22 protein-coding genes are annotated in these 23,064 nt (G+C 47.8%); all 22 read left to right on the forward strand.

What is annotated here, in order from left to right:
• The first annotated feature begins 235 nt into the window (after nucleotides 1-235).
• On the forward strand, nucleotides 236-979 hold the full coding sequence (locus QFZ78_RS23330; protein WP_307551087.1) for an NADH-quinone oxidoreductase subunit C: 744 nt from the start codon (nucleotides 236-238) through the stop codon (nucleotides 977-979).
• A 3-nt stretch (nucleotides 980-982) separates the two neighbouring features.
• Entirely contained in the window at nucleotides 983-2,083 is a 1,101-nt protein-coding gene (locus QFZ78_RS23335) for an NADH-quinone oxidoreductase subunit D (protein WP_307551089.1), read from the forward strand.
• Nucleotides 2,083-3,087: an NADH-quinone oxidoreductase subunit NuoH gene (nuoH, locus tag QFZ78_RS23340; protein WP_307551091.1), complete on the forward strand. Its 1,005-nt coding sequence runs from the start codon at nucleotides 2,083-2,085 to the stop codon at nucleotides 3,085-3,087. Before QFZ78_RS23335 ends, nuoH begins: the two co-directional genes overlap by 1 nt.
• A gap of 101 nt (nucleotides 3,088-3,188) precedes the next feature.
• Nucleotides 3,189-3,641 (forward strand): NADH-quinone oxidoreductase subunit NuoI, encoded by a 453-nt coding sequence (gene nuoI / locus QFZ78_RS23345; protein ID WP_029195651.1) that lies wholly within the window; start codon nucleotides 3,189-3,191, stop codon nucleotides 3,639-3,641.
• Nucleotides 3,634-4,164 (forward strand): NADH-quinone oxidoreductase subunit J, encoded by a 531-nt coding sequence (locus QFZ78_RS23350; RefSeq protein ID WP_307551093.1) that lies wholly within the window; start codon nucleotides 3,634-3,636, stop codon nucleotides 4,162-4,164. The genes nuoI and QFZ78_RS23350 overlap by 8 nt, the downstream gene beginning before the upstream one ends.
• A 2-nt stretch (nucleotides 4,165-4,166) precedes the next feature.
• Nucleotides 4,167-4,478, forward strand: a complete 312-nt coding sequence (gene nuoK / locus QFZ78_RS23355) for an NADH-quinone oxidoreductase subunit NuoK (RefSeq protein WP_029195649.1) — start codon at nucleotides 4,167-4,169, stop codon at nucleotides 4,476-4,478.
• 15 nt (nucleotides 4,479-4,493) lie between these two features.
• A complete protein-coding gene (gene nuoL, locus QFZ78_RS23360; RefSeq protein ID WP_307551095.1) occupies nucleotides 4,494-6,425 on the forward strand; it encodes an NADH-quinone oxidoreductase subunit L in 1,932 nt (643 codons plus the stop codon).
• Nucleotides 6,415-8,037 carry a complex I subunit 4 family protein gene (locus QFZ78_RS23365; RefSeq protein ID WP_307551097.1) on the forward strand — a complete coding sequence of 541 codons (1,623 nt, stop codon included), beginning with the start codon at nucleotides 6,415-6,417 and terminating at the stop codon, nucleotides 8,035-8,037. Before nuoL ends, QFZ78_RS23365 begins: the two co-directional genes overlap by 11 nt.
• A 4-nt stretch (nucleotides 8,038-8,041) precedes the next feature.
• Nucleotides 8,042-9,553 carry an NADH-quinone oxidoreductase subunit N gene (locus QFZ78_RS23370; RefSeq protein WP_307551099.1) on the forward strand — a complete coding sequence of 504 codons (1,512 nt, stop codon included), beginning with the start codon at nucleotides 8,042-8,044 and terminating at the stop codon, nucleotides 9,551-9,553.
• Nucleotides 9,554-9,870: 317 nt separating this feature from the next.
• Nucleotides 9,871-12,399, forward strand: a complete 2,529-nt coding sequence (locus tag QFZ78_RS23375; RefSeq protein WP_307551100.1) for a S8 family peptidase — start codon at nucleotides 9,871-9,873, stop codon at nucleotides 12,397-12,399.
• A 19-nt stretch (nucleotides 12,400-12,418) separates the two neighbouring features.
• Nucleotides 12,419-12,679, forward strand: coding sequence for a DUF1146 family protein (locus tag QFZ78_RS23380; RefSeq protein ID WP_246321231.1), 261 nt, complete (start codon nucleotides 12,419-12,421; stop codon nucleotides 12,677-12,679).
• 198 nt (nucleotides 12,680-12,877) lie between these two features.
• Nucleotides 12,878-14,197 (forward strand): UDP-N-acetylglucosamine 1-carboxyvinyltransferase, encoded by a 1,320-nt coding sequence (gene murA, locus QFZ78_RS23385; RefSeq protein WP_307555856.1) that lies wholly within the window; start codon nucleotides 12,878-12,880, stop codon nucleotides 14,195-14,197.
• Nucleotides 14,198-14,423: 226 nt separating this feature from the next.
• On the forward strand, nucleotides 14,424-15,476 hold the full coding sequence (gene spoIID / locus QFZ78_RS23390) for a stage II sporulation protein D (protein WP_307551102.1): 1,053 nt from the start codon (nucleotides 14,424-14,426) through the stop codon (nucleotides 15,474-15,476).
• Nucleotides 15,477-15,558: 82 nt separating this feature from the next.
• Nucleotides 15,559-16,293, forward strand: coding sequence for a M23 family metallopeptidase (locus QFZ78_RS23395; RefSeq protein ID WP_307551104.1), 735 nt, complete (start codon nucleotides 15,559-15,561; stop codon nucleotides 16,291-16,293).
• Nucleotides 16,294-16,562: 269 nt separating this feature from the next.
• Complete coding sequence (gene spoIIID / locus QFZ78_RS23400; protein ID WP_047682268.1) at nucleotides 16,563-16,853, forward strand: sporulation transcriptional regulator SpoIIID; 291 nt, start codon at nucleotides 16,563-16,565, stop codon at nucleotides 16,851-16,853.
• Nucleotides 16,854-17,020: 167 nt separating this feature from the next.
• The gene (mreB, locus tag QFZ78_RS23405) at nucleotides 17,021-18,019 is read left to right on the forward strand and encodes a rod shape-determining protein (protein ID WP_029195639.1); all 999 of its coding nucleotides are present in this window, start codon (nucleotides 17,021-17,023) and stop codon (nucleotides 18,017-18,019) included.
• Nucleotides 18,020-18,047: 28 nt separating this feature from the next.
• Nucleotides 18,048-18,941 (forward strand): flagellar hook-basal body protein, encoded by an 894-nt coding sequence (locus QFZ78_RS23410; RefSeq protein ID WP_307551107.1) that lies wholly within the window; start codon nucleotides 18,048-18,050, stop codon nucleotides 18,939-18,941.
• Nucleotides 18,942-18,964: 23 nt separating this feature from the next.
• Nucleotides 18,965-19,831, forward strand: a complete 867-nt coding sequence (locus tag QFZ78_RS23415) for a flagellar hook-basal body protein (RefSeq protein ID WP_307551108.1) — start codon at nucleotides 18,965-18,967, stop codon at nucleotides 19,829-19,831.
• A 26-nt stretch (nucleotides 19,832-19,857) separates the two neighbouring features.
• Nucleotides 19,858-20,076 (forward strand): DNA-directed RNA polymerase subunit beta, encoded by a 219-nt coding sequence (locus QFZ78_RS23420; RefSeq protein WP_307551109.1) that lies wholly within the window; start codon nucleotides 19,858-19,860, stop codon nucleotides 20,074-20,076.
• A 102-nt stretch (nucleotides 20,077-20,178) separates the two neighbouring features.
• Nucleotides 20,179-20,697 (forward strand): CDP-alcohol phosphatidyltransferase family protein, encoded by a 519-nt coding sequence (locus QFZ78_RS23425; RefSeq protein WP_307551111.1) that lies wholly within the window; start codon nucleotides 20,179-20,181, stop codon nucleotides 20,695-20,697.
• Nucleotides 20,698-20,861: 164 nt separating this feature from the next.
• Nucleotides 20,862-21,290 (forward strand): 3-hydroxyacyl-ACP dehydratase FabZ, encoded by a 429-nt coding sequence (fabZ, locus tag QFZ78_RS23430; protein WP_029195635.1) that lies wholly within the window; start codon nucleotides 20,862-20,864, stop codon nucleotides 21,288-21,290.
• A gap of 24 nt (nucleotides 21,291-21,314) precedes the next feature.
• Entirely contained in the window at nucleotides 21,315-23,018 is a 1,704-nt protein-coding gene (locus QFZ78_RS23435; RefSeq protein ID WP_373461135.1) for a phospho-sugar mutase, read from the forward strand.
• Nucleotides 23,019-23,064: the final 46 nt, after the last annotated feature.

The raw sequence follows: 23,064 nt of genomic DNA on the forward strand, positions 1-23,064 counted from the left end.
ATCGCCCTTAGAGGAAGCAATCGCTGAAGTGGGCGATCTTACGCCGGAGGCGCGCGCGAGTAAGACGCCGCTTAGCGCGGACCTGCAGGCCGCGGTAGATCGCGCTGCGGAGATACAGGCGGCTGACCCGGCTGCGCAGACGACGAGCGAGCCGAGCGACGCGCCTGCGGCTGAGCTCGCAGAGCAAGCTGCAAGAAGCGGTGACGCGGGCGCAGCAAAGGGCAGCGATGCAGCCGTGAGCGCCAACGCGCTAGCAGCGCCAAGCAGTGACGCGGCAGCGGAGCGTGCCGCGGCGAGAGCCGCCCGCCAAGCTGCGCGGGCGGCCGCTGAGCCGACGGGCGAGCCCGCGTCGGCAGAAGCACCAACCCCAGCGTCTGCGGAAGCTGGGGACGACGAGAAGGCGGCCAAAGCACAGGCCGCCGCAGAAGCACGCGCTGCGCGAGCTAGCGCGCGCGGGGCGAAGACGGAGTCGGCGGAGCCTGAAGCGCCGAAGGAGCCTTCACCGAACCAGCCGCTGCTTGATCGGCTGGTTGCTATCTTGAAAGCCGACGTTGGCGAAGACACCGTCGTCGACGCTTTCATCAACGAAAGGGACGCGCATCGCCCTTACGTGGTCATTCACAGCTCACGCTGGCTGCAGGCTGCACGGACGCTCAGGGATCATGAAGAGCTTCGCTGCAACTACTTGCGCAATCTCTCGGGTGTGGACCAAGAGACTCACCTAGAGGTGGCCTATCATCTCCTTTCGCTCACAAACAAGCAGGAATATTGTGTGAAAGTGAAAACAGATCGAGAGAAACCGAGCATTCCTTCTGTGGCTCCAGTATGGGCTACCGCGGATTGGAATGAGCGGGAAGTGTATGACCTACTGGGTATCGATTTCCCAGGTCACCCTAACTTAGTAAGAATCATGATGCCTGACGATTGGGTCGGCCATCCACTGCGCAAAGATTACGAACCGCTTGACCCGGAGGTGTAGCTCGTGTTACGGACAGAAGAACTCCTGTTGAACGTTGGTCCACAGCATCCTAGTACGCACGGGGTTTTCCGCGTGATCGTGAAGCTTGATGGAGAAGTTATTAGAGAAGCAATACCCGTGATGGGTTATCTACATAGAGGAACAGAGAAATTAGCTGAGAACCTTAGCTATACACAAATTATTCCTTACACGGACCGCATGGATTACGTATCGGCGATGACAACCAACTACGTGCTTGTGAATGCCGTAGAGAAAATGATGCAGCTTGAAGTGCCAGAACGAGCGGAGTTCCTTCGCTTAATCGTGATGGAGCTTCAACGTATCGCCTCACACATGGTGTGGTGGGGTACTTATTTGCTGGACATCGGTGCGATGAGCCCGTTCTTATATGCGTTCCGTGATCGGGAAATTATCATTGATCTGTTCAATGAATTATGCGGAGCTCGTCTAACTTACAACTACATGCGTGTAGGCGGGGTGAAGTGGGATGCTCCAGAAGGTTGGATCGATAAGGTTAAAAAATTTATTCCTTATATGTACGGTAAATTGGAAGAGTATCACACTTTAGTAACGGGGAATGAGATTTTTCTGTCCCGTATCAAGGGTGTAGGCAAGTATGATGCTGATACAGCCATTGCGTATGGCCTTAGCGGCGCTAACTTAAGATGTACGGGTGTAGATTGGGATATCCGCAAAACGCAGCCGTACAGCCTATACAGCCGCTTCCAGTTCGACGTACCTGTTCGCAGCGGCGGTGACTGCTATGATCGTTACTTGCTTCGGATGGAGGAAGTTAAGCAATCGCTTCGTATCCTGGAGCAAGCTGTGGAGCAGTTTCCTGAGCAAGGCGAAACCATGGGCAAGGTACCTAGAGTCATTCGTCCTCCAGAAGGGGAAGTGTATTCGGCTATCGAGTCTCCGCGTGGGGAAATTGGCTGCTATATTATTTCCAGGGGCAAAGCAGAGCCTTTCCGTCTGAAATTCCGCAGACCTTCCTTTGTGAATCTGCAAATTTTGCCCAAGCTGCTTGTCGGTGAGTCGATGACCAACTTGATAACGATTCTAGGCGGCATCGATATTGTCGTTGGGGAGGTGGATGCCTAATGGTGAATTTATTGGAGGAGAGTCTAACTTGGACGAACTTCTTCGTTTTCCTGTTCTGGGGCATCGTTATGCTGATGCTGGTCCTAGGCTTCGTAACCTATGCGATCTATTTCGAGCGTAAAGTTATCGGTTGGATGCAGATGCGGATCGGACCGAACCGAACGGGGCCTTTTGGGCTTCTGCAAAGTGTTGCGGACGTCTTCAAGCTTCTAATCAAAGAGGATACGATTCCTAAAAAAGCAGAGCGCGAGCTATTCATTCTGGCGCCTATCATCACGTTTATCCCTTCGTTCACGATTATTGCGACGATTCCATTTTCGGATCGGTTGTTTAATGCGAATTTGAATGTTGGTCTGCTCTTTTATGTAGCCCTAACGGGGATTTCTACGATTGGTATCATCCTCGGCGGTTGGGCATCGAATAACAAATATGCGCTGCTAGGCGGTATGCGTTCCGCGGCTCAAATGATTAGTTATGAGGTACCGCTCGTCATCTCCGTTATTGGTGTCATCATGATGACAGGCAGTTTAAATCTACATACAATCGTTGATCATCAAACAGGCGGTTTCTGGCATTGGAATTTCATTCCCCAGATTCTAGGCTTTATCATTTTCGTTATAGCCGGGGTCTCGGAGCTCAATCGAACGCCGTTTGACTTACCGGAAGCGGAGTCTGAGCTTGTTGCTGGTTACCATGTGGAATACAGTGGTTTCCGCTTCGCTTTTTTCATGCTATCAGAGTATGTTTACGTGTTCGTCATTGCTTCCCTTACGAGCTTGATTTTCCTGGGCGGATGGCACTCGCCGTTCCCATTCCTTGATTTCATTCCGGGTATTATCTGGTTCCTGCTGAAATTCTCTTCTGTTGTGTTCTTCCTATTCTGGCTGCGCGCGACGCTGCCTCGGGTACGGGTAGACCAACTGATGGGATTCGGCTGGAAAGTGCTGCTTCCACTAGCACTGGTCAATATGCTGATTACGGCGATCGTAATGACCATCATGTAGCAACTATAAAGCAAGCTTACGATGCAAGTTTCCTACGGAAACTCTAAGCCCACGCTTACGAAGCCAGTTTTGCTAAAGCAAAACTCTTAGGAGGGAAACGAATGAAGGGCATAATGAAAGGTTTAGGCGTAACGTTTAAAAGTATGACACAGAAAAAAATAACGTACGCATACCCTGACGTCCCGATTAAAATGCCGGACCGCTTTCGCGGTATTCAATATTTTGATCCAGAGAAATGCATAGTCTGTAATCAATGTGCGCGCGTTTGCCCGACAGAGTGTATTACTTTAACGGGTAAAGCGAATCCAGACCCTGAGAAAAAAGGGAAGGTTATCGATACGTACGATATTAACTTCGAAATTTGTATCCTGTGCGATCTCTGCACCGAGGTATGTCCGACGGAAGCGATCGTCATGACGAACAATTTTGAGCTGAGTACCTACAGTCGTGATGATCTGTTCAAAAATATGCAGTGGTTAAGCGAGAACACGCAAAATATCCGTCAAGAGAACAACTCAGCCTTGCCAAAAGGGGGGGCCAAAAAAGATGTTTAGCGGAATTGGTGATTTCTTATCCAACGGTTCAAGCTGGGCTTTCTTCGTCTTCGCTCTACTTGCAATTGGCGGAGCCATCTTCATGATTTCATTTACCAAAGTCGTTCATATGGTCATTGCCGTTGCCCTTACCTTTATTAGTTTGGCGGGGTTGTATGTCATTCTGGAGGCTGAGTTTGTAGCATTCGTGCAGGTGTTGATTTATGCCGGTGCGATCTCCATTCTGATGATCTTTGGAATCATGATGACGAAGCACAGACAAGGGGAAGAAGAAGAGCCTAAGCGTCCTTGGCATGAAGGCCTAGCGATTATTGGTGCTTTGGGATTGTTCGGAGTATTATTTTATGCCATTCAAAAAACGACCTTCGTCGCTTCAGGTACTCTGGATGCTGGCAAGGATAACACACTAGAAATCGGAAAACTGCTCTATAACGAGTACGTTATTCCTTTCGAAATCATGTCGGTGCTGCTGACGGTAGCCTTTATCGGTGCCATCGTGGTCGCGAAGAGAGAGGAGGATTAGCTGTGGGCAATATTATTACTCCCTATCTCACGCTGGCGGCAATCCTGTTCTGCATCGGCTTATACGGTGCGTTAACGAAGAAGAACGGGGTTATCGTCCTGCTTTCGATTGAGCTAATGCTGAATGCGGTGAACTTGAATTTGATTGCCTTTTCGAAGCTTGGTGATCATCCTGCTCTAACCGGGCAAATATTCTCGCTTTTCAACATCACCATAGCAGCTGCTGAGGCGGCTGTCGGGATCGCGATTCTCATTACCATTTACAGAAATAAAGGGACAGTAGAAGTTACGGATTTGGATTCTATGAAGCGCTAGGAGGCTAACAAGGATATGGTATCGGACTATTCACAGTACGCCTGGCTCATTCCGTTGTTTCCGCTGCTTGCTTTTCTAGCGCTTACGGCTATGGGACGTCAATTAAAAGATCTAGGTATTTACATCAGTATTTTCGCCATGCTGGCATCATTTATCGTGGCTTTGCTGATTTTCGTTGAACGAATTGGCGGTAAAGTGGAAGATTACACGTGGAATAAGCTGAATTGGCTGCAAGTGGGCGATTTCACGCTGAATATGGGCTTTGAGGTTAACAATTTGAACGCCTTGATGCTCGTGATTGTAACACTGGTGTCTTTGCTGGTGAATATTTATTCCAAAGGTTATATGAAAGGCGACGAGCGAATTCATGTGTTTTTTGGCTATATCGCTTTGTTCTCCTTCTCCATGCTTGGCCTTGTCATCTCAGAAAATATGCTGGAGCTGTTCATCTTCTGGGAGCTTGTAGGGGTATGTTCCTTCCTGCTCGTCGGATTCTGGTACTTTAAGCCAGAGGCGAAGGCTGCTGCGAAAAAGGCATTCATCGTTACCCGTATCGGTGACGTGGGCCTCTTTATTGCTATTCTGCTGCTTTACTGGTACATGCCAGGGCATGCGCTTGATTTCACATCTATTCATAATGCTTTTACAACGGGTAAAATCGACCCAACGATCATCACATGGATTGCTATTCTGATCTTCATCGGGGCGATGGGTAAGTCTGGTCAATTCCCGCTGCACACGTGGCTGCCAGATGCCATGGAAGGTCCAACGCCGATAAGTGCGCTAATCCACGCAGCAACGATGGTTGCCGCTGGGGTGTACCTCGTTGCGCGTACCTTTGACATTTTCCACGCATCGCCGGATGCTTTGCTTGTTGTTGCCTATGTGGGTGGTTTCACAGCGATCTTTGCGGCCACAATTGGTATTGCTCAGAACGATATCAAACGCATTCTCGCCTACTCGACGGTGAGTCAACTTGGCTATATGATGATGGCGCTGGGGATAGGTGTCTCCTATACGTCAGGAATGTTTCATTTGTTCACGCACGCCTTCTTCAAAGCGCTGCTCTTCTTGGGCGCAGGCAGTGTGATTCACGCTGTTCATACGCAAGACATTAACGAAATGGGCGGCTTATCCCGCAAAATGAAAATCACAACCTTGACATTCGCGATAGGCACGCTGGCACTCTCAGGTATTTTCCCTTTCGCAGGGTTCTGGTCGAAAGATATGATATTGACAGAAGCATACGAGCATAATCAGCTTTTATTCTGGGTCGGTGTCATTGCTGCCTTCTTCACAGCGTTCTATATGTCACGTCTATTCTTCCTCGTGTTTATGGGCTCGCCTAGAGGCAAAGCAAAGACTATTGATGATGGTCACGATGATCATGGACATGCAGCACATACCGCTCATGAACCCCATGAATCTCCGGCAACGATGACGACACCTCTGATTGTACTTGCAGTGCTTGCTATTGTTGCAGGCTTTGTGAATACGCCGTTTAACGAATGGCTCAGTCAGTGGTTGACAGGACATGAACATGATGAGAAGGCCAATTGGACCGTCATTATTTTGTCCACACTAGCTGGTGTGCTTGGTATTGGTCTCGGTTATCTCATTTATCTCAAACGTTCCATTCCGCGCGATGTGGTTTCCGGTAAAATGCCGTGGCTGTATACGCTGCTGAATCGCAAATATTTCATTGATGAAATCTACGACGGTGTCATTGTAAAACCGCTTCGCGGTTTAGGCTGGATACTCGAACTGATTGATGTGTATATCGTTGACGGTATTGTGCGTTTGGTTGCCTTCACTGTGGTCGGACTAGGTCGTCTAGGCTCGCGTCTCCAAAATGGTCAACTACAAACCTATGGTGTCATCATGATTTTGGGGATGCTGATTTTGGTACTCGCCATCGCAGGAAGGAGGTTCATCCATGCTGGCTAGTATACCCATCCTAAGTATGATCGCCTTCTCGCCTCTGCTTGGCGTTCTGGTCTTGCTCTTCATCCGTGGTGACCAAGGCCGTTTGATTAAAACAATTGGTATTGTCACGACACTGATCCCGCTTATTTTGGCGGCGTGGTTGTATAGTGATTACAATTATCAGGGTGATCCGATTCAGTATAAAGAACAGCTCGACTGGATCAAAGTTCCGCTTAATCACGAGGGAATTCAGCAAATTACTTCGTATTTCTTCGAGTTTAAGTATTCGTTGGCGGTTGACGGCATTTCCTTGCCGCTCGTGTTTCTAACCGCTCTTGTATCGTCAATGGCTGCTTTAGCTTCGGTGTATATTAAGAAACGCTGGAAAACGTATTACATTCTATTCTTGCTGCTTGAAACCGGCATGTTCGGAGTTTTCTTATCACAGGATCTATTCTTGTTCTTCTTGTTCTTCGAAATTACGCTCGTACCGATGTTCTTCTTAATTGGTATTTGGGGGTATATGAATCGGGAGCAAGCTGCCAATCGCTTCCTGCTTTACAATGGACTTGGCTCGGCGATCATGCTGATCGCGTTCTTAATTCTCGTCAGTACGGCTGGATTCAACCAGGTGCCTTCGCAGACAGAAGCTGTCATTTACTATAGCGGCGACATCCATACGATTGCACATAATTTGCTGCAAGATCCCGCCGCTTATGTAAATCAAGAAGGAACACCGTTCTTCCTTAGCAGGGCCATGAAGTGGACCGTGTTCATTATGCTGCTGGTCGCCTTCGGCATTAAGCTGCCGATCTTCCCGTTCCATACGTGGATGCTCAAAGTACATACAGAGGCTCCGCCTGCTGTTGTTATGATTCACTCCGGGATTTTGCTGAAAATGGGGGCCTACGGCCTCATCCGATTCGGTATTCTGTTCTTCCCGGGGGAAGCCAAGCAGATGGCGTGGATGCTGGCGCTCCTCGGCGTCATTAACATCGTGTACGGCGCGATTCTCGCCATGGTACAAAAGGATTTCAAGCTCGTGTTGGCCTACTCGAGTATTAGCCACATGGGCATCGTCCTTCTCGGTCTCGCCGCGTTTAACGTATCGGGCCTGCAGGGCGCTGTGTTCCAACTGATCTCACACGGCCTCATCTCGGCCCTGATGTTCTTGCTCGTAGGCAGCATCTACGAGCGAACCCAAACGACGCAGCTCGACCAACTAGGCGGTCTCGCGTCGTCCATACCTTTTATCAGCGGCATTCTGCTGGTCGCTGGTATGGCATCGCTCGGATTGCCGGGCTTATCCGGCTTCGTCAGTGAGTTCCTCGCGTTTCTCGGACTCTTCGAAACGCACCGAGTGTACGCGATAGTCGGTACACTCGGGATCATTCTCACCGCGGTTTACGTGCTGCGCGGGGTGCTGAATATCACGTTCGGCCCTAAACAGCCGAATCTGCAGCTGCAAGGCATGCGCGACGCCAGATTAATTGAGGCGGTGCCGATGATTACATTGGTGGCGTTCATTCTCTTGCTCGGTGTATATCCAAGCGTGCTGAGTCAGCCGCTTCAGCAAACGATAGGCAGCTTGGATCAATTGATCCACAGCGTAGCCGGGAAGATAGGAGGTTAGACCAGTGGAACAGATAAGACTCCATGTCGCTGATTTAGTGCATCTGCTCCCTGAGCTTTCGCTGGTTGCCACCGCGATCATCCTATCTCTCTTGGATTTGGTCCTCCCAAACAGGCTTAGTCGCTCCATCATTGGATGGCTGACGTTGGTTGGCATCGCTATTTCTGCGGTATTCGTTATTCTACAGTTGAATCCAGAAGAGGCTATTGGGCTGCTCAATAATAGCTACAGAGTGGATGATTTCTCGAATCTGCTCAAATTGTTCACTTTATTAGGTACTGGCTTCATTGTCTTGATGAGCTTAGGCTTCATCAAAGAAGAGGCCATTCCACATGTCGGGGAGTATTACTACTTCTATCTGCCCGCCGCGCTCGGTGCCATGATTATGTCATCCTCGGGTGACCTTATCACGCTGTATGTTGGGTTGGAGCTGTTGAGTATTACTTCTTACTTGCTTGTGGCTATGAAGAAGAAAGATAACAAATCTAACGAGGGTGCCTTCAAGTACTTGGTCATGGGCGGTATTTCATCTGCGATCATCTTGTATGGCATGTCCTTCTTATACGGGATGGTCGGTTCCAGCAATTTATCGCAGATTGGTGCTGCGCTTCCATCACTCGTAACTGCTTACGAGCCGCTGCTTTATGTAGCATTCTTCATGCTGTTAGCTGGCTTCGGCTTCAAAATCGCCGCTGCTCCGTTCCACAGCTGGGCACCGGATGTGTACCAAGGCGCACCGACGCCAGTGACGGCATTTTTGGCTGTCGTGTCCAAAGGTGCTGGCTTCGCCATCCTATTCCGCGTATTCTACGTGTTGTTTGGGTTTAGCAGCTTTGAAGACAGCAGTTTTCAATCGGATGTGTTCCTGGCCATATCGGTGATGGCTGCCATCGCGATGGTAACCGGTAATTTCATTGCACTGAAGCAAACAAATATGAAAAGGCTTTTGGCCTACTCAGGAATTGCCAATGCAGGTTACTTACTCGTTCCGATCGGAACTTACTTTTCCGGTACCCATTACGCGAACTTCTCTGAATTTATTTTCTATCTGATCGCGTACTTGTTTATGAATATCGGAGCTTTCGCTGTGCTGATGATTATTGAGCAGGCAGAAGGCCATACCGAAGCGAAGGGTTTCGCTGGCCTCTATTACAGGGCCCCTATAACAGCCGTAGCCATGGTACTCATCGTGCTTTCATTGGCCGGTATTCCTTTATCTGGCGGGTTTTTCGGGAAGCTCTACATCATCCTGGGAACGATGCAGACCCAACACTATTGGTTAGGGTCACTGATGATCGCTACTAGCGTGGTATCCTTCTACTACTATTTCAGCATCGTACGCCAAATGTTTATGCGCAGCGATTACGAGCCTGCCGAGATTAAGGTATCGATTCCGTTAGGGATAACGGTTTGGTTATGTGCTCTCATCAGCGTGGCGTTGGGCGTTGTTCCACACGTTGTACTGAAAGGTATTGAAGCCATTTTCAGTTTGACGAAGGATTTTCTGATTATGTAAATGTATGATTAAGCCTTTCCCTGCTTAAAAGCGGGGGAAGGCTTTTTTTTGGATTTAAATGAATCGGCTGATTACAGATGAATGAGACATTTGGCACTTTTGCAGCAAATAATTCCATAGGCTTCACGGTCTGTCATTTCGATGTACAATATACAGGAGAATGATTGACCACCGTCCCGTACCTACGTACAAAAATATTTTTCTCAAAGATCTGAACTTTTTGCGACGAAAAACCGTTATATGTATCGAGAAGACGGGTAATGTGGTATAGATAGAGAAGGAAAAAAGATCATACAAGAAAAAGGACCTGTGAATTCATGAAACGTACTCGACACCTTTGGCTCATCGTACTGATGATGCTTGTTGTGGAACTTACAGGGATGATAACTAAAGTAGAAGCAGCCTACCCGGTGTCGACGGATCCTATGAGGGTGAAACAAACCTATCTGGACATGATTCACATCGATCAAGCATGGGCTGCAGCAGGAGATTCCCGGACGCCCATCGTAGTTGCGGTCGTCGATACGGGCGTTGATCTTGTACATCCTGATTTAATAGGTAATTTAGTAGATGGCGTGAACCTGCTTCAGCCTTCGAAAAAGCCTCAAGATGATAATGGACATGGAACGAACGTAGCAGGTATCATTGCGGCCACGTTCAATAACGATAAAGGGATTGCAGGCATAGCCCCTAATGCCAAGATTATGCCAATCAAAGCGTTGGAGGCCGACGGAACAGGCGGCGAAGCGAAGCTTGGTGAAGGCATCAAGTACGCAGTGGATCACGGCGCGAAAATCGTAGTGCTTTCCCTAGGGCTGAACAAATACTCCGATTATATGGCAGGCATTGTGCAGTATGCAGAGGATCGTAATGTACTGCTCGTTGCCGCTGTTGGCAATGAAAGTACAAGTGTGAAATACCCTGCGGCCTATCCAACTGTTCTAGCTGTAGGGGGCGTTAACTCAGAAAGGCTTGCTGACCCTCGTTCGAACTTTGGGCCGGAGCTGGATCTTGTGGCGCCCTGGGATGTATACACAACAGCACTCGGGGGCGGCTATCAGTATCAAGATGGAAGCTCCATGTCTGCACCACAGGTTGCAGCAGCAGCAGCTTTGGTAAGGGGCAAGTACCCGAGTATGAACGTGTATCAAGTTCGCGCGCAGCTCGAGCAGACGGCAGAAGACTTGGCGTCAGGGGGCTGGGATTCCAAAACGGGCTATGGCTTGTTAAGAGTGGATTTGGCACTTACGAAGCCGTACGTTGAGGATTACTTTGAGCCTAACGAAAATATGAATCAGGCTGCCAAATTGCCGGTTCATACGGCTGTTAAAGCTGTAATTAGCTCGGCACAAGACCAAGATTGGTACGCTATTGATGCGCCCTTTGATGGGTTTATTAAATTATGGTTGAACAGTGCAGATAGCTCGGGTGTCCGAGTGCGATTTGATTCCGGAGAAACGTTTATCGCGAGTAGTACCTCGGACGGAAGTCAGCCTTTCATGGTCTCTGTGACCAAAGGGCGCACGTACGTGCAGCTGCAGACGGTGGATCGTTCCCGCAAGACAGCTTTAAATTACTCGATGCGAACGGATTTTGCTATTTATAAGGATCCATTTGAGGATAATGATAAGCAGTATAAAGCATTCGTTTTACCTGACCGGAGTCAATCTATCCGTGGTACTTTTCATCAAAAAGGAGACCTGGATTGGTTTGCAATACCCTTAGAACACTCAGGTGCAATGCGCGTAAGGCTATCCGTAGATACAGGGCGCATAGATCCAATGATCCTTTTTCAGAAAGAAGGGGAGAAGTCGATTACGATTGACCAAGCCGGTGACGGAGGTCTCGAAGTCAGCTCGCAAATGGATTTGCTTCCAGGTCATTATTACATTCGTATAAGCAATGTGAAGGATTACTCGGAGCCGATTACGGGTGAGTACACGCTAGAAATTGAATACACGCCAAAGCTGATCGATCCGAATGAGCCGAATGATAAATCGTACCAAGCTACTTTTGCTGCGATGAATTCCGTGTATGAGGGTGTATTTAGCAAAAACGATGACTTTGATTGGTTCGAATTCCGCATGAGCAAAGACAGCTTAGCTCAAGTGCGTTTAACGAACATTCCGACATCTCGCATTTTGTATGCAACCTTATATGATAGTTCTTTGAAGGAACAAGGTTTTTATAGAAATGATTATGGCTCTGACCAATTTTTTATCGAGAAAACCCTACCCGCAGGCACCTATTACATTAAACTTCAAGCCAATCAATGGTTTATGAGTCAAATGTATCGATTTAAAGTAGACAGTTACACCTTGGTGAGTGGATTTGTCGATATTGAGGGGCACTGGGCACAGGACGCCATTAGCCAGCTTACAGAGCAAGGTGTGATTAGCGGTTATGGGAACTATCGTTTTGCTCCAAATCAGCCCATTACACGTGCGGAGGCAGCAACGGTATTGACGCGAGCTTTGAAGCTGTCTAAGCGTCAGGAGCTGCGTTTCAGCGATATGGATGCTTCGCATTGGGCTTACGAGTACGTAGCCAAAGCGGTTCAAGCGAATATTGTGGACGGCTACCCAGGCGGAACATTCGGGCCTGACCGTACGCTTACACGTATGGAGATGACACAGATGCTTGCACGCAGCATGAATATGACAGGGAAAAAACGGGGCAACTCACCTTTTAGCGATGTGAACGATACGTATTGGGGTGTGGGGATCCTGAAGCAAATGTCGGCGGATGGTTGGATAAGCGGCTATTCGGACGGCACCTTCCGGCCTGATGAGCAAGCAACACGAGCTGAATTCGTAACACTGCTCGCTAAAGTAATCAATCGGTAAACCCGAAGAGGAGTGACTTATGGCAGATACAGACAAATGGAATGAAGCGGCGAAATATGCTTCGATGATGAATATGGTGGATATTGCTGTCTACATCATGTGTATTGGCCTATCGTGGTGGGCGCTGCAAGCGTTCCGCTTCGATGTCCTGCTCAAAAGGCCTAAGGCCGCACAAGCGATTATGCTGCAAATTTTGCTTTCTATTGCACTCGGACATCTGGTCGCGAGCTTTTTCATCCAATATTTAGGCCTGTCCATGGGCTTTGGTAAGATGTTTTAATCACATTTTTCGAATAATGCGCAAGTTTGTTGTCAACAATGGATAATAGAACGGAATGAAAAACGAAACCTTATCCGAACTCTATGTAGGGCTGTTGGAATACCAAAAGAACACAGTTGTAACTGTAAGGGTTGAAATGATAAACTTAGGAAATGTGCAAAACCATGTAATTTAAAATAAGTGCGCGGAGGGACCATGATGAGCAAAATTATCGTCCGCGGTGGCCGAAAGTTAGCTGGCAATGTGAAAATCAACGGAGCAAAGAATGCGGTTCTACCGATTATTGCAGCTTCCATTCTGGGTTCGGAAGGTGAAAGCGTCATCCATGATGCGCCTCCCCTTGACGATGTACTAGTCATTAATAAAGTATTACAAAGCTTAGGTATTGAAGTGGAATATAACCGTCAGGTTATTCGAGTTCGTGCTCACAACATTAACACATGTGAAGCATCTTATGATCTAGTCCGTAAAATGAGAGCCTCTTTCCTCGTGATGGGTCCTTTGTTAGCAAGGCTTGGTCAAGCGAGAATTTCGCTCCCTGGCGGCTGTGCGATTGGCACTAGGCCAATTGATCAGCATCTCAAAGGCTTTGAAGCAATGGGTGCCGATATTGAACTGGGTCAAGGGTATATCGAAGCTAAAGTGAAAGGGCGCCTGAAGGGTGCCAAGATTTATCTCGATGTAGCCAGTGTAGGCGCAACTGAGAACATCATGATGGCAGCTACGCTCGCTGAAGGCACAACCATCATTGAGAATGCTGCTAAAGAGCCGGAAATTGTCGATTTGGCGAATTACTTGAATGCCATGGGCGCAACGATTCGTGGGGCAGGAACAGGTGTTATTCGCATAGAAGGCGTAGAGAAACTTCGTGGGGTTGTACATACGGTTATTCCGGATCGCGTAGAAGCGGGTACATATATGATTGCCGCAGCTATTACTGGTAGTGAACTGTATATGGAGGGCGCTATTGGCGACCATCTCCGACCTGTTATTTCTAAAATGCAAGAAATGGGCGTTATCATCGAAGAAGATGAGAACGGTATTCGTGTCAGCGCTTCGGGGCCGCTTCGCGCGGTTGATGTGAAGACGCTGCCGTATCCGGGCTTCCCAACCGATATGCAGTCGCAAATGATGGCGCTGCTGATGGTGGCAGACGGCACGAGTCTCGTGACTGAGACCGTGTTCGAGAATCGGTTCATGCATGTCGAGGAATTCTCGAACATGAACGCTCATATCAAAGTCGATGGCCGTACAGCTATCGTGAGTGGTAATGCCAAGCTGCAGGGTGCGAAAGTATGCGCAACAGACCTGCGTGCAGGGGCGGCGCTTATTCTAGCGGCGTTAGCTGCAGAAGGTGAAACCGAGATTACAGGCGTTCACCATATTGATCGCGGCTATGTTGATATTACCGACGTACTGCGTGAGCTAGGTGCCGATATTTACAGATCGGTGCCGCAAGAAGTGGAGCAGGAAGCTGCGGAGTTGGGTTTTTTCAACATCCAGCCGACGCTTGCTTAGGATTGGTTCGAAGAGCCATTGGGGGGAACTCCGATGGTTCTTTTTTTGTTGTAGAAATTACAACATGGTAATTACTATATCACGTCTACTTTACGAAGCTGCTGAACGCCGAATGCTCTAGCATCGCATTTTACCAGATAGTCCATTGTTCTATTCTAGCAATCCCTCTCATAAGCTAAGTCATATCAACTACGTGCTAGTAAACGCGCTTATGGAGGCTGCTTAGATGATGTTCAAGAAGAAACGCGTGCTGGGCAAAGGGGTCATCCTTTGGATGGCTGTTTGCCTATCTTCCATGCTATGTGTGACTATTATTGTTCCAGGATTGCTAGTTAAGAAGATTCCGGATGGCAGCGCGATACCTCCCATCCAAATTGCGAAAAACGGACTGACCAAGGAAACAATCAACGAACAAGGCCTAATGATACCCGTGTATCTGACCAAGAAAGCAATAATTGAGACGGTACCGCTGGAACAGTATGTGAAAGGTGTGCTTGCCGCCGAAATGCCAGTTGAATTCGAACTGGAGGCGCTCAAAGCGCAGGCTATGGCGGCTAGGACTTATGTCGTGCGTAGAGTGCTAGAGAAGGATTACAGCAACATGCCGGTTAGCGATGCACTTGTGACTGACACAATTGCGCATCAAGCTTATCTCACGGAACAAGAGCTAAGAGACAGATGGGACAAGCGTTACGAGACGAATATGGCCAAAATCGATAGAGCCGTGAACGAAACGAAAGATCTAATCCTCACTTATGAGCATAAACCTATCAACGCCACCTTTTTCTCGACAAGTAATGGATACACCGAAAACTCGGAAGATTACTGGCCGTTCAAGAGTCCCTACCTGCGCAGTGTGCCAAGCCCCTGGGATTTAAAGCTATCTTCTCGCTATCAAGAAACCGTTGATTTTAGTTACAAGAGTATGCTTCAGAAGCTAGGCGTTACGAGTATAGCAACAACAGGTACGAGCACCAAAAATATGAAAGTGCTGGCGTGGTCGGCCGGCCACCGGATTAAAACCATAACTATTGGCGGTAAAATATTTTCAGGTCGTGAAGTACGAGAGAAGCTAGGACTAGCATCCTCTCAATTTACGTGGAAATGGTCAGGCTCCAAAATCACGATTACCACCTACGGATATGGCCACGGTGTTGGCTTAAGTCAATGGGGCGCCAATGGTATGGCGAAGGAAGGTAAAACCGCGGAGCAAATCGTAACCTACTATTACACAGGCATCTCTATCGAAAAAGCGACACCTTTTATCCGAAAATCGTAATTCTTTAACGTTTCTATAAAAATATCTTTTTTCAAGTATAAAACCTTTAAATGTGTCAAGAATGGTTGATGAGGTGATAACCATGAATGATCAAAACAAAGGTTTTCAAAACGAAGAAGCTCCTAAAACTGCACAAGGAGCGCAAAGTACGACATCCACATGGAAGAGGTTGCTTGCTAAGAAGTGGGTATTCCCAGCAACGTATATGGCAGCAGCAGCAATTATCTTAACCTTAATGTGGGTGTACCAGGACGCCGGGACGAAGACAGTCAGCCAAGAAGATCTGGGCATTAAGGTTAGCAGCGACAAAGCGACAGACACTACCAAAGCACCGGACGGGGCGGTCGCGGTCAACGCACAAACCGAAACGATTCAGTGGCCTGTTAAAGACAGAACACTGGTCGATGTCTCCATCCCCTTCTATGACACGAATGCAACGAATGAAGTGAAGCAGACGGCAATGATCCAATATAACGATCAATTGACGCCGCATACTGCTATTGACTTGAAAGCCAAAGATGGCGCTGCCTTCGAAGTATTAGCTGCTCTGAGTGGCAAGGTGACAGCGGTTGAACAGAATCCGGTTGTTGGCAGTCTCGTTGAAATTACGCACAGCAATGGTTTGATCAGTGTTTACCAAAGCTTGTCCGAGGTGAAAGTAGCCAAAGGCGCTGAAGTGAAAAAAGGCGACATCATCGCAAAAGCAGGACGCAACGAGTTCGAGAAAGAGGAAGGCGTGCATCTGCACTTTGAAGTCCGCCAAGTTAGCGATAATGCAGCGATTAATCCAGAAACACTTTTAAACGCTAAGCAGTAATCAGTTTCGAGGCGTAGGCGACCGCCTACATAGAAATAAGGGCAGCGGGTACATCCTGCTGCTTTTTTGCATGGATATGGGAGTAGTTTTTGCTTTGCTTCGCTTCACTTTTACCAAAAATGCTTGTCCGAAGGACGCCAGAAACGATTATTCTTGATTATTTTGAAAATAAATATGGGAAATGGGCTTGTCAGGCTTGGCTACGTAGAATATCTAGGCATGCCCCTCATATACTTTACCAAACTATCTCGAGTAGGGAGGCGAGGGGAGTGCACGATTACATCAAAGAGCGAACCATTAAGATTGGTACCTGTATCGTCGAGACCAAGAATACGGTTCGCACCATTGCGAAGGAATTCGGCGTTTCCAAAAGCACGGTGCACAAGGATTTGACGGAAAGACTACCGGAAATCAACCCGGACCTGGCCAATCAGGTGAAGCACATTCTGGAGTATCACAAATCCATCAGGCACCTTAGGGGAGGAGAAGCGACGAAAATTAAGTACCGAAAAACTCGAAATCCGAAGCTTTCCGAAAACCTGGTCACGGTCAAGTCCTAAAAGTACCCTTCATCCCGATAGGTTTCCTTCATACTTCCCGTGTCGAAATTTCACACAAAAAGAGGAATTAATGCATTTATAGCGAATTTAGCTTATAATTAGAACTATATACAAGAGCGCCGATTCTTCACGGGATGGACGGTAGGTTTAGGGAGGATTAACTAGAAATGTTAAGCAAGGATATTGGAATAGATCTCGGCACGGCAAATGTGCTTATTCATGTAAAAGGACGCGGTGTCGTGCTCGATGAGCCTTCCGTAGTAGCGATTGAAAGCGATACGAAACGCGTGCTGGCTGTTGGAGAAGAAGCTTTCCGCATGGTGGGTAGAACTCCAGGCAACATTATCGCGATTCGTCCATTGAAAGATGGCGTTATAGCGGACTTTGATATTACGGAAATGATGTTGAAGCATTTTATCGCAAAAGTAGGGGGCAAGAATTGGTATTCTCATCCGAGAATACTGATCTGCGCCCCTACCAACATCACCTCGGTTGAGCAGAAGGCGATTCGCGAAGCAGCTGAGCGCAGCGGTGCCCGAGAGGTATTCATGGAAGAAGAACCGAAGGCAGCAGCAATTGGTGCCGGCATGGACATCTTCCAGCCTAGCGGCAATATGGTTGTAGATATCGGCGGAGGGACGACGGATGTGGCTGTGTTATCCATGGGTGACATCGTCACCTCCTCCTCCATTAAGATTGCAGGCGACAAATTCGATATTGCGATCACGAAATATATCAAAAATAAGTACAAGCTGCTGATTGGTGAACGGACGAGCGAAGATATTAAGCTGAAAATCGGAACGGTATATCCACACGGTAGAGATCAAGAGATGGATATTCGCGGTAGAGATATGGTATCCGGTTTACCACTTACAATCACGATTCACTCCAGTGAAGTTCAGGAAGCGCTGTGGGATCCAGTATCCTCCATCGTGACTGCGGCGAAGAGTGTATTGGAGCGAACACCTCCAGAGCTATCGGCAGACATTATTGACCGCGGTGTTATTTTGACAGGTGGCGGAGCTTTGCTGCATGGGCTCGACCAACTGCTGGCGGACGAACTGAAAGTACCTGTATTAATTGCGGAAGATCCGATGTCCTGTGTCGTTAAAGGAACAGGCATTATGCTCGATAACTTAGATAAGGTTACCAAACGTAAATTTTAATTAGACATACTACCCAAGAGGTGAAGAGATGTTAAGAGGACTGTATACCGCGGCGGCAGGCATGATCTCCGAACAGCGCAGACACGATACCATTACGAATAATATTGCCAACATTAATTCCCCAGGATTTAAACAAGGCAATGCTTTGTCTCGATCGTTCCCGGAGATGCTGATATCGACGATTCGCGGTGGACAAGGTGCCTCGACAGCTCCCCTTGGGAGGATGAGTTTAGGTGTATTCTCCGAGGAGAGTATCTCCATTCATGCGCAGGGCGATTTGCAGGAAACGCAAAACCCCTTCGATTTTGCCCTTGTTTCGAACATACAAGTGCCTGGTATGACTTTTAATGCTTCAGGTAAGTTCGTGAGTCCGGACGGAGAACGCATGTTCCAGCCGCAGGCACTGTTTACGGTGTTGAACGCGGATGGTGAGCAGCGGTATTCCTTGAACGGAAAGTTCACCGTTGATACTGCAGGCCAGCTAGTTAATGCCAACGGGAACCTTGTGCTAGGCCGAGATGGACAACCCCTGCTGTTGATTGATGGAGCGGGTCAGCCGATTCACTCTTTCAAGGTGACAGACAAGGGTGAGTTCCTTGACGGGAATGGTCTTCCGCTTCTGGGGCCGACTGGCCAACCCGTAGGATTGATGCTCTCGCGTGCAGAGAATCCGAATCTATTGTTGCGTGAAGGTAACGGGCTGCTGCGCATTAATCCAGGCGACGAAGCGACTGTAACGCAGGTTGCTGTAGGTGACCAAGTAGAGGTTCGTCAAGGCTTCATAGAACGCTCTAATGTCGACTCCGCGCAATCGATGGTCGATATGATGTCAGCGCTTCGTGCTTATGAAGCGAACCAAAAGGTTATTCAATCTTATGATAAAAGTATGGAGAAAGCTGCGAACGAAGTAGGACGCGTCTAATCTAGCTTGCGAAGGGGCAAACCATGAACAATTCCATGATTAATTCATCGGTATCCATGCACAGCTTACAGCAAAAGCTGGATATTCTCTCCAATAACATAGCGAATGTGAATACGAACGGTTTTAAGAAGAAGGAAGCCTCCTTCGAGGACGTTCTGACGAACGTCCAATCGCAACCCGAAGGATTCCGTCAGCAAGGACGGTTTTCACCACTTGGTTTCAACCAAGGGTGGGGATCGAAGCTGGTGCAAATCCAGACGAATTTGACCCAAGGACCGATTCAGTCCACGGGGAATGTGACGGACTTTGCGATTCAAGGGGACGGGCTGTTTGAAGTATCCATGAGTAAGGCAGATGAGAACGGCAACCCCGTGTTCCAGCCAGCTTGGACTCGTAATGGTGCTTTCAGTTTAAGTCCGGATGCGACTGGAGGAACCGTGCTTACAACCAAAGAAGGTCACTTCATTACTGGCGTGGATGGCAACCCGATTCGTGTGCCGGCTGGTTTTCGACCTGTCGTTGAACAGAACGGTACAATCAAAGGATACAATGAGCAGGATCCAAGTGCAGCACCCATTAATTTGGGACAGATCAAGCTAGTTCGCGTTGTACGTCCACAGCTGCTCCAAGACGTTGGAGATAACCTTTATGCGATTCCTAATGGCATAACGGCTGCGGAGAAGGCGAATATCTTACAAGATGTGAACCCCTTGGTTGATAACCCGGCTAACCGTGTTAGCCTTATGCAGGGTTTTCTGGAGCAATCCAATGTTACTCTTGCGGATGAAATGACAGATCTGGTGATCGTGCAAAGAGCGCTTCAACTCAATTCCCGAGCTATTACATCCTCGGATCAGATGATGAATATCGCTAATAATTTGCGCGCCTGATCTTAGAAAGGGAGGGATAGGGCTCGATGTCAGACAAGCCTGCTCCACCAAAGAAGAAACCAAGGCCGAAATGGCTTCATATTATATGGCTTATTTTCAAAATCATTCGTATTCCAGTGCTATGCGTGCTGGCTGTTTTTATCGGCCTATGGATAGGCTATACCAAGCTTGGTCATCAGCCAGCGGGGGAAATCTTTCATATGAGTACTTGGCGGCATTTATACGATCTGGTATTTGCGAATTAACTCTAACTCCCGCATGGGAGTTTTATTTTTGTGTAAGCAGCGGTATAATGAATGAAGGTTAAATGTACCAGATATCGGATACTAACGCGCAGGAGGGGTACTTTGAATATACCGAACATGCTCACCATCAGCAGGTTTGTTCTAATCCCTGTGTACCTCGTGATTTTTTTTAATGGCCATATCCAAGTTGCCTTTTTTATTTTACTGGCAGCCGGACTTACGGATATCCTAGATGGCTATATCGCAAGAACGCGCGGGCTTATCACACCAGTTGGTGTCATGCTGGATCCACTCGCGGATAAGAGCATGATGATTGCAGTGATCCTATCTCTGCTCATCTCAGAGTTGATTCCTTGGCAGGCAGCTGCGGCGATGTTCATTCGTGATTTAGGTATGATTATGGGCTCTGCTTTCTTTCACTTTAGGGGCAAATTAACGGTTCCCGCCAATGTGATGGGAAAGTTAACGACGGTTCTGTACTATTTTGCTATCCTCTTCATCGTTTTTCATTTAACATTTGCCATTACCTATTTGTGGTTTGTAATCGGGGTCTCATTCCTAACTTCCTTCATTTATATTATTCAGTTCCTTGTATTAAATCGAGGAGCCAAATTGAAATAATGTATACTACGTAAAAAGAGCCTATGTATAAGTCTGTAACACAGCCCTGTACATAAGCTCCCCTATATGAACCTTCATTTCTGCAGTTAATGAAGGGACATCCCTATTGTAAGTGATTACCTTGTATTTTATACAAGCATTTTGAAAGGAGTTTTTAACCCGCTATGCTAGATATTAACCAGATTCAAGAGATCATTCCTCATCGCCCTCCCTTCCTGCTGGTTGACCGTATTTTGGAGGTCGAAGAAGGTGTTAGAGCTGTAGGTATAAAGAATGTTACGATCAATGAACCGTTCTTCGCAGGACACTTTCCTGGCTATCCGGTTATGCCCGGTGTGCTGATTGTGGAAGCTTTGGCACAAGTAGGTGCTGTGGCTGTTCTGTCGATGCCTGAATACAAAGGTAAAATTGGTTTATTTGCGGGTGCGGATGGTATTCGTTGGCGCCAACAGGTCGTACCTGGTGATACACTTACTTTAGAGATGACGATTACGCGTGTAAAAGGAACCATTGTCAAAGGCCAAGCTGTGGCTAAGGTAGGCGACAAAGTGGTAGTCGAAGGCGAGCTTATGTTCGCCCTTGCTAATAAATAACCCATAGATAAAAAGGAGATGAACCTGACTACTATGACGCGTGTACAAACAGAGTATCAATTATGGTTAGAGGATCCAGCAGTGGATGCCGAAACGAAGAAAGAACTGCGTGCTATTCGGGAAGATGAAAGAGAAATTGAGGATCGCTTTTATAGAGACCTTGAATTTGGCACAGGAGGACTTCGCGGCGTGATTGGCGCTGGAACGAATCGAATCAACGTGTATACCGTTGGACGCGCAAGCCAAGGCTTGGCACAATATGTGAATGGGACAGGCGCTACAAGTCCTTCCATTGTTCTAGCTTATGATTCACGTCATATGTCGCCCGAGTTCGCTTTAGAATCTGCTCTCGTGTTCGCAGGGAATGGAATCAAGGCTTATCTCTTTAAAACGCTGCACGCGACACCACAGCTATCCTTTGCAGTGAGATACTTAGGTGCGTCCGCAGGGGTTGTCGTTACAGCTAGTCACAACCCACCTGAATATAATGGATATAAAGTATATGGAGCAGACGGGGGACAACTCGTTCCTGAGTTTGCGGAGCAAGTCATTGCACAGGTACAGAGCATCGATTCCTTCAACAAGGTCAAGAAAATAACCCAGCAAGAAGCGGAAGCGCAAGGGCTGCTTTCTTGGTTAGGTGAAGAGGTCGATCAAGCGTACATCGAGGCCGTAACTGCGATTAGCCAAAATCCAGATGTGATTAAGCAGATCGAAGGCGATTTCCGCATCATCTTCACTCCTTTACATGGAGCGGGTAATGTGCCGGTACGCGAAGTGCTGAAAGCAGTTGGCTTCGGACAAGTACGTGTTGTAGCCGAGCAAGAGCTGCCGGATGCACAGTTCTCGACTGTTAAGTCTCCGAATCCGGAGGAGCGGGAAGCTTTTACACTCGCAATTGCACAAGCGAAAGACTGGGATGCCGATATCATCATCGGAACCGACCCTGATGCCGATCGCATGGGAGCAGTTGTGAAGGATCCGAACGGCGAGTATGTCGTTTTGTCAGGTAATCAGTCTGGTGCCATCATTGTAAATTATTTATTATCAAGCTTGAAAGAGCGTGGAACACTGCCTGCGAACGGCGTTGTCGTCAAAACGATCGTTACAAGCGAAATGGGCGCAGTTATCGCCAATCATTACGGTATTCCTACATTAAATACATTAACCGGCTTTAAATATATTGGGGAGAAAATGTCCCAGTTCGAACAAAACGGTAAGTATACGTTCTTATTCGGATATGAAGAAAGCTATGGCTACTTGGCCGGGGACTATGCCCGAGATAAGGATGCAGTTATCGCAGCGATGCTGATTGCTGAAGCTGCAGCTTATTATAAAAAGCAAGGCAAGACTTTATATGAAGTCCTTCAGGAGCTGTACGAATCCTTTGGCTACTTTTTGGAAAAGCTTGAATCAAGGACGCTGAAAGGGAAAGACGGCGTAGAACAAATAGGACGCATCATGGAAGCTTGGAGAACGAATCCGCCAACGGAGATCAGTGGCACTCGTGTAAGCCAAGTGGAAGATTACGCAGAGGGCATAGATGGCCTTCCTCGTGAAAATGTGCTGAAATTTAAGCTGGATGATGGTTCATGGTTCTGCTTGCGTCCTTCTGGAACGGAACCGAAAATTAAGTTTTATTTTGCGGTACAAGGATCTACAGGTCCAGCAGCCGCACAGCAGCTGGATGGCATCATTCAATATGTGCTTAACCGTGTAGACGGATAATGAAATAGGAAAACTGAACCTCTTCAGAACCTAAGTCAGGGATAGG

Origin of the sequence: Paenibacillus sp. V4I5 (genome assembly GCF_030817255.1) — a bacterium.
Classification (GTDB): domain Bacteria; phylum Bacillota; class Bacilli; order Paenibacillales; family NBRC-103111; genus Paenibacillus_E.